Annotated in this window: 10 protein-coding genes; 9 read left to right on the forward strand and 1 reads right to left on the reverse strand. The window is 42.3% G+C overall.

Going from position 1 to position 14,449, the window contains the following annotated elements:
- Positions 1–4: 4 nt before the first annotated feature.
- Positions 5–772: a ParA family protein gene (locus EDC17_RS06625; protein WP_132777334.1), complete on the reverse strand. Its 768-nt coding sequence runs from the start codon at positions 770–772 to the stop codon at positions 5–7.
- Positions 773–1,471: 699 nt separating this feature from the next.
- Here EDC17_RS06625 and mobA point away from each other — a divergent pair.
- The 9 genes from mobA to EDC17_RS06670 all read left to right on the forward strand — a co-directional run bounded on the left by mobA (position 1,472) and on the right by EDC17_RS06670 (position 14,415).
- Positions 1,472–1,939, forward strand: a complete 468-nt coding sequence (gene mobA / locus EDC17_RS06630) for a conjugal transfer protein MobA (RefSeq protein ID WP_072997294.1) — start codon at positions 1,472–1,474, stop codon at positions 1,937–1,939.
- The gene (gene mobB, locus EDC17_RS06635; RefSeq protein WP_072997295.1) at positions 1,911–3,197 is read left to right on the forward strand and encodes a conjugal transfer protein MobB; all 1,287 of its coding nucleotides are present in this window, start codon (positions 1,911–1,913) and stop codon (positions 3,195–3,197) included. The genes mobA and mobB overlap by 29 nt, the downstream gene beginning before the upstream one ends.
- A gap of 278 nt (positions 3,198–3,475) precedes the next feature.
- Positions 3,476–4,534 carry a 3-oxoacyl-ACP synthase III family protein gene (locus EDC17_RS06640; protein ID WP_072997296.1) on the forward strand — a complete coding sequence of 353 codons (1,059 nt, stop codon included), beginning with the start codon at positions 3,476–3,478 and terminating at the stop codon, positions 4,532–4,534.
- Between the two features lie 148 nt (positions 4,535–4,682).
- Positions 4,683–6,680, forward strand: coding sequence for a conjugal transfer protein MobC (gene mobC / locus EDC17_RS06645; RefSeq protein ID WP_072997297.1), 1,998 nt, complete (start codon positions 4,683–4,685; stop codon positions 6,678–6,680).
- A gap of 248 nt (positions 6,681–6,928) precedes the next feature.
- A complete protein-coding gene (locus EDC17_RS06650; RefSeq protein ID WP_072997298.1) occupies positions 6,929–7,540 on the forward strand; it encodes a GNAT family N-acetyltransferase in 612 nt (203 codons plus the stop codon).
- 322 nt (positions 7,541–7,862) lie between these two features.
- Positions 7,863–8,951, forward strand: a complete 1,089-nt coding sequence (locus EDC17_RS06655) for an efflux RND transporter periplasmic adaptor subunit (protein ID WP_072997299.1) — start codon at positions 7,863–7,865, stop codon at positions 8,949–8,951.
- A gap of 14 nt (positions 8,952–8,965) precedes the next feature.
- On the forward strand, positions 8,966–13,429 hold the full coding sequence (locus EDC17_RS06660) for an efflux RND transporter permease subunit (protein WP_132777335.1): 4,464 nt from the start codon (positions 8,966–8,968) through the stop codon (positions 13,427–13,429).
- A 43-nt stretch (positions 13,430–13,472) separates the two neighbouring features.
- Positions 13,473–13,982: a hypothetical protein gene (locus EDC17_RS06665; protein ID WP_072997301.1), complete on the forward strand. Its 510-nt coding sequence runs from the start codon at positions 13,473–13,475 to the stop codon at positions 13,980–13,982.
- 22 nt (positions 13,983–14,004) lie between these two features.
- The gene (locus EDC17_RS06670; RefSeq protein WP_072997302.1) at positions 14,005–14,415 is read left to right on the forward strand and encodes a DUF2147 domain-containing protein; all 411 of its coding nucleotides are present in this window, start codon (positions 14,005–14,007) and stop codon (positions 14,413–14,415) included.
- The last annotated feature ends 34 nt before the right edge of the window (positions 14,416–14,449 follow it).

Here is a 14,449-nt window from a genome sequence, read left to right on the forward strand (position 1 = left end):
GTTTTTATAGATGAGTGATTTTTAAAAATTCCTCGACAAACAAATCCATTTTCGTTGCTTTCATCAACTGTGGTTCAGCAGGCAGCAAACTTGATCGGAACACATAACTGCCTGTGTCTTCTGTTTCCTTTCGGAAACGTTTACTGTCCATTATTCTTGTTTCCATTATGGGTAGGTTGAGTTCTTTGATAACATTTTGATAAGCATCATACAATCCTGTTCTTTCCCTCCCGTCCACTTGGTTCCAAAATAGCCACATCTCTTGTTCGGGATTTCCCTCGTCCGTTTGGGGAAGTCCGAGAAAGGCCTTGGTAAAGCCCAATGTACTTTCCACTACCAAACGATCGGCAGTAATGGGCGAAAAGATAAAGTCCATTTTTTTCAAGGTAGTCAGTACGCCTTTGGTATTGGCTGTTCCGGGCAGATCGAAGAAAACCACATCCGGTTCAACCACCGACTGGCTTGTATATTCCGATGCTTTATCCAAAGCCGTTTCAGCCTTGCATTTAATAATAGGGTACGCTTTTTTGTTGATGGTTTGAAACTGCTTCATTGCTGCCTTTTTATGGTAGTCGTTCTGCATTATGGTTCTCTTATCCCTTTCACGCATATTGGTCAGGCTGTGCTGTGGAAAGTCGCAGTCCATTACCAGCACATTAAAACCTAAACGGTAATGAAGCACACTTGCCAGCAAGGTGGTCATCGTGGATTTTCCCACACCGCCCTTTTGGGTGGAGAAGCTGATTTTTAAAGTTTTCTTTGTTGTTTCCATTATTCAAAAATTTATTGTTACACACTTTATCTGTTTTGCAGGATTGAATATTGGTTTATCTGATTATTACCTCGTTCCTATATTCCTGCATTCCCTTTTGGGTGCTTTCCTGCACAGGTATTTGCTTTCATTTTTGCCTTGTTAGGTACATTCTTTGGCAAGTGGAAAAACTTGCAACAGGTAAATTGCTTTACCGCTTTTATGCTTTTACACTTTTATTGTTTTATGCTTTTAAAACCTTATGCTTTTATTCCAAACTACCTGTTTGCAAACCTGATTTTCTTCTTTGTTTAGATACATTTTTTACTACCTGCACTAAAATTATACGGCAAATAAAGCGATTGATTTAACCGCTGATTGAGCTGTGGCAGTGTTTGTCGTTCAAAGGCACTGTTTGGCACTACTATACAATACAATGCTTTCGTAAACAGGGCTTTACTTTGTACAAATATTTTTATTAACGGATTTATGCAAAAGTCTTTTTACAAAACGGAAGGTAACGGGAACGGCATCGAGCCGTTTTTCCCTGTTACATTTAATCCGTCCCGCAGGGCGGATTTTTGTGTTCAACAGAACACGGCAAGTTGTGTTTTGAGGCACTCGAAACCGAGTTTAGTGCCTCAAAACAACTTGCCCTTGCAGGGAGCAGAAAAAGACCTCCGAAGTCGGCTTTTCGTATGAATTAAAAATGGATTTGTGATGAACGAGAACAACAAACAGAAACAGCATAAGGGCGGTCGTAAGCCAAAGCTCAATCCCAGCACCCACCGCCACGTTTTCCGTTTGACAGACGAGGAAAACGCTAAATTATTATCGCTTTTTGAAGCATCGGGAATGCCCAATAAGGCAAAATTTATCATTTCGCAACTATTCGGAAATGAAATGAAGTCGGTTCAGATTGACAAAGGAACAGTTGATTACTATATGCGATTGACCTCGTTTCACAGTCAGTTCCGCTCCATAGGTGTGAATTATAACCAGATCGTAAAGCTGTTGTACCGCAATTTTTCGGAGAAAAAAGCTGCCGCTTTCCTTTACAAATTAGAAAAACAGACATTGGAAATGGTCATTTTATGCCAAAAAATTATGGAGTTGACCGAAGAATTTGAAGCAAAATATCTGAAAAACAGCATAAACAATGATCGCAAAAATCGGAAGAAGCAGTAATTTATATGGTGCATTGTCATACAATAACCTCAAAGTGGAAAAGGAAAATGGGCAAATTCTCCTTGCCCATAAGATAATTGAGACACCAAACGGAGAATATACCGTAGCACAGTTGACCCAATCTTTTGAACCCTACTTAATCGCAAATCGCAATACGGAATATCATACCCTGCATATCTCGCTCAATCCCGACCCAAAGGATAAGGTAAGCGATGACAAGTTCAGGGAAATTGCGGAACAGTATATGCGTGAAATGGGGTACGGCGAACAGCCTTTTGTGGTATTCAAACACACAGATATTGACCGTAGCCATATCCATATCGTATCGGTATGCGTGGACGAAAACGGTGTAAAGATTTCGGACAAATTCGAGAAAATGCGATCAATGAAAGTGTGCCGTGAACTCGAAAAGCAACACCATTTAGTACCCGCAACAAACAAAGAGCATCAGCAAAATGATAAGGTGTTTCGTCCGGTGGATTATCGGGCTGGCGATGTAAAAAGCCAGATCGCTTCGGTTGTCCGACACCTGCCCAATTACTATCAATATCAAACTTTGGGAGAGTATAATGCCTTGCTATCCCTCTTCCATATTACTACGGAGAAAGTGGAGGGCGAATTGCAGGGAAAAATGAAACAGGGGTTATTGTACATCCCGTTGAATGAAAAGGGAGAAAGAGCCGGGCATCCGTTCAAGGCTTCCCTGTTCGGAAAAAACGCAGGGTTACCCGCTTTGGAATTGCATTTTGCGAAATGCAAATTGGCATTGAAAGACCATCCCACCAAACAGACACTCAAAGCCGCCATTAACATTGCCCTAAAAACAACGGTTGATGAATCGAAATTTAAAAAAAACTTAGCCGAGCAGGGCATTCAGGTAATGGTACGGCGTAATGATGTAGGACGGATCTACGGTATTACATTCATCGATCACAATTCCAAAACGGTCTGGAATGGTTCTCGCTTGGGTAAGGAGCTTTCTGCCAATACATTTAATGACTACTGGAACAACAACATCAGACCGGAAATAAAAGAACATGATGAACCACAGGCAAAGATATCCCATTTAAAGGATGAGGATCTACCCACGGAAGAACCGCATCATTTGTTCGACTTTCTGGATACTAAGGAAAAACATGAAGACGGTTTAATCGAAGCCTTTGGCGGTTTGCTTATTCCTGAAGCCCAGGGCGAGGATCATGAGGAACAACAGTTTGCTAATAGAATGAAGAAAAGAAAAAAAAGGAGAATGCAATAACTCATACACCACAATATAAATATGGATAATACCAAGACCTCCATTTTATAAGAGGTCATTTATACCGCTATCGCTCACTCTGGGGATTGGATTTAAAAAGAGTAATATCCAAAAAACCGTTTAAACTGATATATTACGATTGAACAGCAGATATCCGCTATTCAGCTTCTTTTACTGCGATACACTTTACTGCCCAAACTAATTTTGCCAAGAATATGTAATGATTGCAAATGTTGGAAAAAAAGGGATGAGGAAGTGCATCACAAGAAGAAATAACAATGAAGAGTAAAATTATTGGTGCGGGTAATTATGTACCTTCACAAACGATTACCAACCTGTTTTTTGATAAACATCATTTCCTTGACGAAAACGGACTGGCTCTAACACATGACAACGCAACAATTATCAATAAGCTGAAAGAAATTACAGGCATTGAAGAAAGGCGTTATGCTACAAAAGAACAGGTAGCTTCTGACCTGGGCTTTTTCGCTGCGAAATCCGCAATTAAGGACTCGGGGATTGATCCTGAAACTTTGGATTACATCATTTTTGCCCATAATTTTGGCGATGTGCGTTTCGGAACGGTGCAGTCCGATATGGTTCCGAGCCTCGCTTCGAGGGTCAAGCATCTTTTGAAGATAAAAAACAATTTTTGTGTTGCTTACGATATAGTGTTCGGATGCCCAGGGTGGATTGAGGGAATGATACAAGCTAATGCTTTTATTAAATCGGGTATTGCTAAACGATGCCTGATTATCGGAGCAGAAACCCTTTCCCGAGTAGTAGATATCCATGACAGGGATAGCATGATTTATGCAGACGGAGCAGGTGCTGCCATATTGGAAATCAGCAATGATGAATCGGGAATCCAATCGCACATATCGGGTTCGTTTACCTCAGAAGAAAAAGACTATCTGCACTTTGGTAAATCGTACTCTAATGAGAGTTGTCCTGATATACGATACATCAAGATGAACGGCAGAAAAATCTATGAATTTGCCATTTTGCGTGTTCCTATTGCTATGAAAGAATGCCTTGATAGCAGCGGATTTTCCATTAACCAATTGGATAAAATCATTATTCATCAGGCTAATAAAAAAATGGACGAAGCTATTCTTAAACGGTTTTACAGGTTATACGATGCAGCAGTTCCCAAAGACATAATGCCTATGGTTATTCAGAAGCTCGGAAACAGCAGTGTAGCAACAATTCCCTCTCTACTTGCGATGATTAAAAGAGGAGAGTTACCTGAACATTCTATTAAAAAAGGAGATATAGTTTTGTTTGCTTCGGTAGGTGCGGGAATGAATATCAATGCGTTTGTTTATAAGGCATAAAATAAACAGAACTCAGGATAATAATTTCGATTGATTGTAAACTGTACTATTCAGCCAAACACCGCCACGCACCGCCATTGAGTGCCATATTCTTATAGACACGCTATACAGCCTATAAATTCACGCCCGAACATTTAAAATTTTTCAAATGCAGGGAGAAGACGATTTAAGAGGCTTAGCCAAGATAATGGCTTTTATGCGGGCAGTAAGTATCCTTTTGGTACTGATGCACCTTTATTGGTTTTGCTACACTTTCTTTTTAGAACGTGGCTGGACATTAGAAATCATCAATAAGATATTAGGGAATTTCAACCGGACGGCAGGACTTTTTGAACATACGTTATATACCAAAGTGTTCGCTTTGGTATTGTTGGCTTTAAGCTGTCTGGGAACAAAAGGCGTAAAAAATGAAAAAATAACATGGTCTAAAATTTATGTGGCGTTGGGTATTGGATTTGTGTTATTCTTTCTCAATACGCCACTCTTAAAGCTGTCGCCAGTTGCCGGAACATTCCTTTATATCCTTACGATGGCGGGCGGTTATATTGCCTTATTGATGGCGGGTGTGTGGATGCACCGTTTACTCAACAACAACCTGATGGACGACGTTTTCAATAATGAAAATGAGAGTTTTCAGCAGGAAACCAAGCTGATGGAAAACGAATATTCTGTCAATCTTCCCACGAAGTTCTATTACAAAGGCAAGTGGAACAACGGCTGGATTAACATTGTGAATCCCTTTCGGGCAACGATCGTGTTAGGAACTCCGGGTTCCGGTAAATCGTATGCAATCGTAAACAACTACATCAAGCAACAGATTGAGAAAGGGTTCTCCATGTACATCTATGACTTCAAATTCGATGACCTTTCTACCATTGCCTACAACCACTTATTGAAGAACAGGGATAAGTACAAAGTACAGCCCAAATTTTATGTGATAAATTTTGACGACCCACGCAAGAGCCACCGTTGCAATCCGCTTAATCCCGGCTTTATGACGGACATATCCGATGCCTACGAAGCGGCATATACGATCATGCTAAACCTTAACAGGTCGTGGATACAGAAGCAAGGGGATTTTTTCGTCGAGTCGCCAATTATATTGTTGGCAGCCATTATCTGGTTTCTTAAAATCTACGAAAATGGTAAGTTCTGTACCTTTCCCCATGCTATTGAGTTGCTGAATAAGAAATACGCTGATGTATTTACCATTCTGACCTCTTATCCCGAATTGGAAAATTATTTGTCGCCCTTCATGGATGCCTGGCAAGGCGGAGCACAAGATCAATTACAAGGTCAGATTGCTTCTGCCAAAATCCCTTTGTCGAGAATGATTTCGCCACAACTCTATTGGGTTATGACAGGCGACGATTTTTCTTTAGACATCAACAACCCAAAAGAGCCTAAAATTTTGTGTGTCGGAAACAACCCCGATAGACAAAATATTTACTCAGCAGCTTTGGGTTTATATAACTCCCGAATTGTAAAATTAATCAATAAAAAAGGACAGCTTAAAAGCTCGGTTATCATAGACGAATTGCCCACAATTTATTTCAGGGGACTTGACCAACTCATCGCAACTGCGAGAAGTAATTTCGTATCTGTATGCCTTGGTTTTCAAGATTTTAGTCAATTAATACGTGATTATGGCGACAAAGAAAGTAAGGTAATTCAGAACACAGTTGGTAATATTTTTAGCGGTCAGGTCGTAGGCGAAACAGCGAAAAATTTATCAGAACGTTTCGGAAAAGTTTTACAAAAACGGCAGAGTATGACGATTAATCGTAATGATAAATCTACTTCCATTTCAACCCAATTAGACAGCCTTATTCCGGCTTCAAAAATCAGTACCCTTACACAAGGTATGTTCGTGGGTGCTGTTTCCGATAACTTCGACGAACGTATAGAGCAAAAAATATTTCATGCGGAAATCGTGGTTGATAATGAAAAGGTTGCTACCGAAACCAAAGCGTATCAGAAGATACCCGAAATTTTATCCTTTGTCGATGAAAACGGAGTAGATAATATGAAACGGGATATTGATAACAATTACCGTCAGATAAAATTAGACATTGTTCATATCGTGGAGAGTGAAATGGAACGCATCAAGAATGACCCTGATCTACAACATTTGGTACAACAATAGCCAAGACTTATGCTAAGAGATGATTGAAAAAAATATAAATTCTGCCACACGAATGACGATCCAAACACTTTACATCAACCAATTTCCCGGTTTAGATGAGTATAGAACAGTTCATAAGTCAATTTACCCTATTCAATTATTTTTTTTGACTATTGGTATCTTTGATTGGATAATTTTGTAAACAGAATCAACTGTATGAAAAATAGCAATATGCGGTTGCTATCTGATTGAAAAAAAAGGCAGATAAAATGGAAGTAGTAATAAAAAATCTCAGAGATAAGGATTTCGATATGGCAAGAAAGTTTGCTGTCGAAGGCATGCACTTATCATGGTACGCAACCAACAAGTTAGAACTCTATATCTACAGCAAATATTTCTGGTACTTGGAAATTACCAAAGCAACACGGGCATACGGAGCCTATATGGATAATAAATTGGTGGGCGTACTCTTAGCAGACATAAAGGGTAAACCAAAAATTTTTACCTCCTTTTATTACAGAGCCTTTGTCAAAACTATTTCTTTTTTTATCAATCTCTTTTACTGGAAAGCATCCAGTATATATGACGATACCAATGTAGAGATGCTCAATGAACTGAAAAGGACAAACGAAATTGACGGTGAACTGAATTTTTTCGCTGTTGACCCTACCATCAAGGGCAAGGGGATCGGAACACTCCTGCTTGACCGATTGGAAAAGGATGAAAAAGATAAAATGATCTACCTGTATACCGATTCCGGATCTACCTACCAGTTTTACGAAAGGCGGGGTTTCACTATGTCGGGTAAACGGGATATCACGATGGAGATACACGGAAAAGAGGTCGCATTGACCTGTTATATATTCAGTAAACGATTTTAAAAGCCTTGAAAAATTCAAGGCTTTTTTATTGGTAGGGGCTTATATACCTACGCTACATGGTTTCGTACCGGGCTTTTTACTACCTGTAAAAAACAATGCTTAATTTTCTTTTATCGGCTTGCTCCCAAGCAAAAAATAACTCACCAAATTCCTATATCATAGGTAGTTGCTACTACTGACTTTCAAACTGTGTCCAACCAAATTCTCAGCAAACGACTTAAACGGATATAACACAATTGAACGGTGAATATTTACCGTTCGGTTTCTTTTTCAAGCATACGCTTTAATGCCCAGGCTACCTTTGGCAAAAAAATAAGTGATCATGCGTAATAAAATATTTTTAATTGTCGGTGTTTTACTGGTCGTTGGGCTGGTATGGTTCAAACTTTCAAGCAACCAAAAAAAGGTGGATAAAGAGATTCGTGCAGAACAGGAAGCAGTTCCGTTCGCAATAGAAGCTATTGCTGTTACCGAAGAGCAGTTTGACGATTCTTTTTCTTATCCCGGACAACTGGAAACCACAGGGATGGTAAATTTAGTTGCGGAAACGGATGGTAAGGTTGTAAAACTAAACATCCAGAACGGTAGTAAGGTCAGTAAAGGTCAGGTCATCGCTGTCCTTGAAAACCCAATGAAACAGCCATCCCATCAGATACACCAGATCGAGTACGAAAAAGCAAAGGTAGACTATCAGCGGTATGCCGAATTACATAAACAGAACAATGCGACAGGCGTAGAACTGGAAACTGCCCGACACGCCTTGAACATGGCAGAAAAGCAACTGAAAATCTCCCAGTCTGAACTTAGCCGTACAACGGTCATTGCTCCGATCAGTGGCGTTATTGCTACCAAATCCGCAAGTGTAGGTGACTACCTGTCACCCGGAAGCCCTGTCGCTGTTATTATTCCTTTAAACCAGCTTGAAGTACGTTTTCAGGTTCCCGAAAAGGAAATTTCCAAGATCAAACAGGGCAAACCAGTTCGTTTTACCGTAGACGCCTATCCGACACACCATTTTGAGGGTGTGGTTTCAGCGATCATTCCCAACGCTAATCAGGCGAAAACATTTCCTGTACTTGCCAAGGTGAACAACAACCAGCACGGCATCACATTGATGGGCGGAATGACGGTGAATGTGGATATGGACGCATCGGAAAAAATTTCTACACTGGTTATCCCACGCACGGCGGTAAGAGGTGATTTCAATGCCCCTTATGTCTGGTTGGTCGGTGAAGGCAAAAAAGCCGTTCGCCGTCCGTTCCAAAAAGGCAGGGAACTGGAAGATTATATCGAAGTCATATCCGGTCTGAAGCCCGGTGATATCGTGGTGACCAAAGGACAGTCCAATATTACCGAAGGAATAGACCTTACATCGGTAAAGATTACTGAAAGCAAAGCAGATATCAACTAATAAACCCAAAAGAAATGAAGTTAACAGAACTGGCGATCAAACGCCCCATATTATTTATTGTCTTTTACCTGATCATAGCAGGTCTGGGTATATTGGGATATAGCAAACTCCGCTATGAACTATTGCCCGAACTGGCAACCCCCATCGTTACGGTAACAGCCGTATATCCGGGAGGAGCACCGAGTGAAATAGAAAACACGGTATCCAAAAAATTGGAAGACGCCATATCCGGCGTAAACAAGATAAAAAGGGTCAGCACTTATTCTGCCGAAAACTCTGCGGTCGTATCCATTGAGTTTGTTGCCGATGCTGATCCCGAAAAAGCGATTCAGGATGTACAGCGGGCGATAAACAAAGTACTCCCTGAACTCCCTGCTGCCGTAAAATCACCCACTATTGAAAGTTACAGTATCAACGATGAGCCTGTACTAAGAATAGGAACTACTGCGAATATTCCTGAAGCACAGTTGTACGAGATGCTGGATAAGCAGATCAGACAGGGTATTTCACAGATCAACAATGTAGGGCGTGTTACGCTTCTTGGTGGTTCTCCAAGGGAAGTTAAAGTTGCCGCAGACCTTGAAAAGCTGAGGGCCTATGGCATTGGCATGGATGAGCTTGCACAGGCTATCCAAAGCAGTAATGTCGAGATACCCATTGGTGCGGTAAAATCAAAAGACGGCGAATTTGACGTGCGTACCACAGGTAAAGCAACGGACTTCGAGCAACTTCGTATGCAACCCGTACGTGTCCAGCCGGATGGCAGTACCATATTCGTAAAAGATGTCGCCAATATAACAGAAGGACAAAAGGAGGCTACGGTCATGAACCGTGTAAACGGCAAGAACTCCATCGCCCTGCTGGTCAACAAGCAGACCGGGGCAAATGCCGTGGAAGCCGCAAAACTGGTACGGGAACATCTGACAGAACTGGAATCCCTGCACAGCAACATCGGGCTTAAGTTTTCTGTTATTTCCGATTCATCGGAATTTACACTCAAAGCGGCTAATTCCGTGTACTTTGATTTCTTTTTGGCGGTATTGCTCGTGGCACTTGTTATGCTGGTGTTCCTGCACAGTCTGCGAAATGCAATCACCGTACTGATCGCTATTCCAACCTCCCTGTTGGTTGCTTTCATCATGATGTTCGCTATGGATTACTCCCTGAACCTGATGACGCTTCTCGCTATGTCTCTTGTGATCGGGATTCTGGTGGACGACTCCATTGTGGTGCTGGAAAATATCTACCGTCACATGGAAATGGGATCTGAAAGAGTGAAAGCATCCCTTGACGGTCGTACAGAGATTGGTTTTGCTGCGATGTCCATTACACTGGTGGACGTAGTGGTATTCCTGCCCCTTGCTTTTGTGCCGGGGCTTGTAGGTAGCCTTGTTAAAGAATTCGCTTTAGTCATCGTGGTTTCCACACTGTCCAGCTTAATGGTGTCTTTCACTTTGACACCGATGATATCGTCACGTTTTGCGAAACTTACCCATCTGGACGGAAAGACTATCTTCTCCCGTTTTGCGATGTTCTTTGAGAAACAGATTGCGAAGCTGACCGATCTTTACGAAAGGATACTGGCATGGTCACTTGTTAATAAATGGAAAACTGTCGGTATTTCCGCTGCTTTCCTGATCGCTTCACTAAGCCTGCTGTTCACAGGGCATGTAGGTAGCGAGTTTGTTCCCGCTACGGATAAGGGTGAGCTTTCGCTGATGGTCACAGCCCCTCCGGGTACACGTATCCAGGAAATGGATCGCATTGTCAAATCTATTGAACAGAGAGTGAATGAAGTGCCGGAAGTTACTAATCAGTTTACGCTTGTCGGTTATCAAAGTGATGGCTCAGGGGAGAACCGTGGCGGTAACGTGGCAAGTATAAACATATCGCTCGTTGAAGCTAAAGACAGAAGTAAATCCATTTCAGAAATAGGACGGGAACTTAAAAAAATCGCCTTGCTGGAAGCGGGTGTGAAAGTCGATGTTTCCACTGTAGGTCTCTTCGGAACCAATGCCGCTCCGATACAGCTACTGTTGCACGGAGAGAACAGAGATACTGTATTTGCAACCGCAAGACGACTTTTGGAAGATATCAGGAAAGTGGACGGTATCGTTGCTCCAAAGCTCTCTGTAGAGGATGAGAAACCGTCGTTACAGGTAAATATAGACCGTAAAAAACTCGGTGACCTCGGTCTGACCGTAGAGGGGATCAGTACGGCACTGCGTATAGCCGTGAACGGTTACGAAGATATGAAATATACAAAGGACGGTACAGAGATCGATATGCGTATCTCCCTGCGTGAACAGGACAAAGCGACCACAAGCAATATTGAAAATTTCCCGTTCGTTAACGCTCAGGGTCAGATGATATACCTCAAACAGTTTGCGGATGTCCGTTTAGCCACCGCACCATCTATGCTCGAAAGAAGAAATAAACAGTCCGCAGTGATGCTGATGGCAAAGGTAACCGGCAGACCTACCGGAGATATCGGCGAGGACATCAAGGCTATCGTAGCTAAAAATCCGCTACCTGCATCCGTTACGCTTCGTTATGAGGGCGACCTCGATTTGCAGGATGATGCTTTCGGAAGCCTTGCCGTGGCACTGGTTATGTCACTCTGCCTGATCTACCTGATCATGGTCGCATTGTATAACAACTGGGCATACCCGTTTGTCGTATTGTTCTCCATTCCGGTAGGTGTCGGAGGTTCCGTGGTCGCTTTAGCTTTAGCTGGAAATTCACTGAATATCTTTTCCATATTCGGATTGATCATGATGATGGGGCTTGTGGCGAAGAATGCCATCTTGTTGGTCGACAGGGCAAACGAACGACTTGCCGAGGGAGATTCTCTCAGAGCGGCACTTTTGGATGCCGGACGTACAAGGTTGAGACCGATCCTGATGACCACGCTGGCAATGGTAATTGGCATGCTACCACTGGCATTGTCAAAAGGGGCATCTTCGGAAATGATCAGCAGTCTGGCATGGGTACTTATAGGCGGGCTTACCAGTTCGATGTTCCTGACCTTGCTATTGGTTCCTGTCGTTCATTATGGTATTACCCGTTTGATGGAACGATCAAAACAACGCAAGGCACTCAAAGTAAACAAGTCCGGTATAGCGACTGTTCTGCTACTGATAGGTGGACTGCAACTGTCCGCACAGACCCAGCCGATTCCCGCTGATTCCGTGTACAGGCTGACCGTGGAGCAAGCGGTCGGGCTTGGGCTTCAAAACAACAGAATGGTCAAGGCAGGAGAACTTTCGACCTTGAAATCACAGTATGCGACAAAGGAAATCGAGGCAAACCGCTATCCGCAGATCAACGCATCGACCACCTACATACGTAACATCAAGCCGACCGTTTTCTTTTTCCCCGGTATCGGTGTTTCACCAACGGGAGATTTGACGATTGACAATTCAAGAATGATGCCTGTAAACGGATCGGCAAAGAATCATTTCAGCGGTTTGGTGGATTTACAGTTACCGATATTTAATCCCCAGCTTCGTGAAGGAATCCGGTTGTCCAAACTGAACACAGCGTTATCGGAAGCGGAGCGGGAAATGACCAAATGGGAACTGGCTGATGAGATACGCAGGGCTTATTATAATATCCGCTTAGCGATCCTTAACAGGGAACTTGTCCATAAGGCAATAGAACGGGCAGAACAGACCATGCACGATACCCGTGTCCTTTATAAAAATGATCTGGCACTTGTATCGGATACCTTGAATGTGTATATCAATGTGCAGAATCAGAAACCGAACCTCTACATGGCAGAAAATCAGATTGTACAGGCGACGGATTACCTGAAAGAGCTTATAGGACTGCCTTTTGAGAGTACGGTTTTGTTGCAGGAAAGCATTTCTGAAGAAACCCTTACAAGCCTGTTGTTTACAGAGCAGAACGGCTCTCCTGTTTTTGAAGGCAGACCTGACATCAGGCAGAATATATCACAACAGGCTCTGGCTAAAAAACAGATTGATCTGGATAAAAGCCGTAGGCTTCCCACACTGGATTTTATCAGCCAGTACCAGATTCAGGCTCAACATGACCATTTCAGGTTGAACCAATATACCTGGCCGAACAGTTTCTATGTGGGGCTACAGCTCAACATTCCTATATTCAGCGGTTTCAGGAACGATCACAAGGCAAAGCAGTCCACTATTGCATTGCAGGAACTGAAAATAGCAGGCGAACAGCTTAACAGTAAGGCACTGTTGGAATACCGTAAAGCTCAGGGAGACCTGCAAGAAGCCATGTCACGGATCAACGTTGCAAAAGATATTGTACAGGCATCAGAAAAGAGCCTGGAACTGATAGATGCCCGTTACCGAAAGGGAGTTGGACGTTATCAGGACGTACTTGATGGTCAGTTCAGTCTGATACAGGCAAATAACAGCTACAATAAGGCAGTATATGATGCTTTCATTGCTTCGGCTGCACTGAAAAAAGCAATCGGCACTATACAATAGAACCGGACTCATTAATACGATAAAAAACGATAACATTTAAAATATGACAAAAAGAATCGTAATGCTGTTAACACTTGCAGGGCTGGCTTTTACGGCGTGTCAAAACAATAAGAAACCGGACAACGAGAATGCTTTGAAAGATGCTGTAAATACAACGGACACGGTGTTAAATACAGCAGACATTGCTTTCACATTAGCTAAAAACTATTTTGTAAATAATACAGTAACAAAACTGGAGCATCCCAGAATTGAAACACAGGAACAGTTTAATGAAATTTTTGGAATGGCGGCTCACATGGGAAATGATGGAAAGCCTACCGTTATTGATTTTTCCAAACAAAATGTATTGGCGGTTGTGCTTCCGGAAACGGACAGGGAGACGAAAATATACCCTGTAAGTTTACAGAGAGATGAAAACGGCGAAATCCTGCTGACCTATGGGGTAAAGGTGGGCGAAAAACAGACCCATACAACAAGACCGAATCTTGCGGTGATTATTGCCAAGTCGGAAAAGGGAAACGTCCGTTTAAATGAAATAAAACTCTTGAAATAATTTATAACAAAAATAATAAAACATGAAAAATCTATTTTTAAGTTTTGCACTGCTGCTTATAGCATCGTTCACCTATGCACAGGAAATAAAAGGAAAATGGCTGACAGACGACGGTGAAGCCATTGTAGAAATTTATCAGTCGGGAGACAAGTTCAATGGTAAGATCGTATGGCTGAAAGATGCCAATGATGCACAGGGCAAACCATTGACCGATCAGGAAAACCCGGACAAGTCCAAACGTAGCAAACCTCTTATCGGACTGCTTATGTTAACGGACTTTAAGCAGAACAACGGAAAATGGGAAGGTGGCAAAATCTATGATCCATCGGAAGGAAAGACCTATAAATGTACCATGTGGCTTGAAAATGGCAAGCTAAAGGTGCGGGGCTATGTCGGCATGTTCTACCAGACACAAACGTGGACACGAAAATAGCAGGTGAATGTTAATTGCTAATGCATATCACGGT

It is taken from the genome of Sphingobacterium alimentarium (genome assembly GCF_004342685.1).
In the GTDB taxonomy this organism is placed as follows: Bacteria; Bacteroidota; Bacteroidia; order Sphingobacteriales; family Sphingobacteriaceae; genus Sphingobacterium; species Sphingobacterium alimentarium.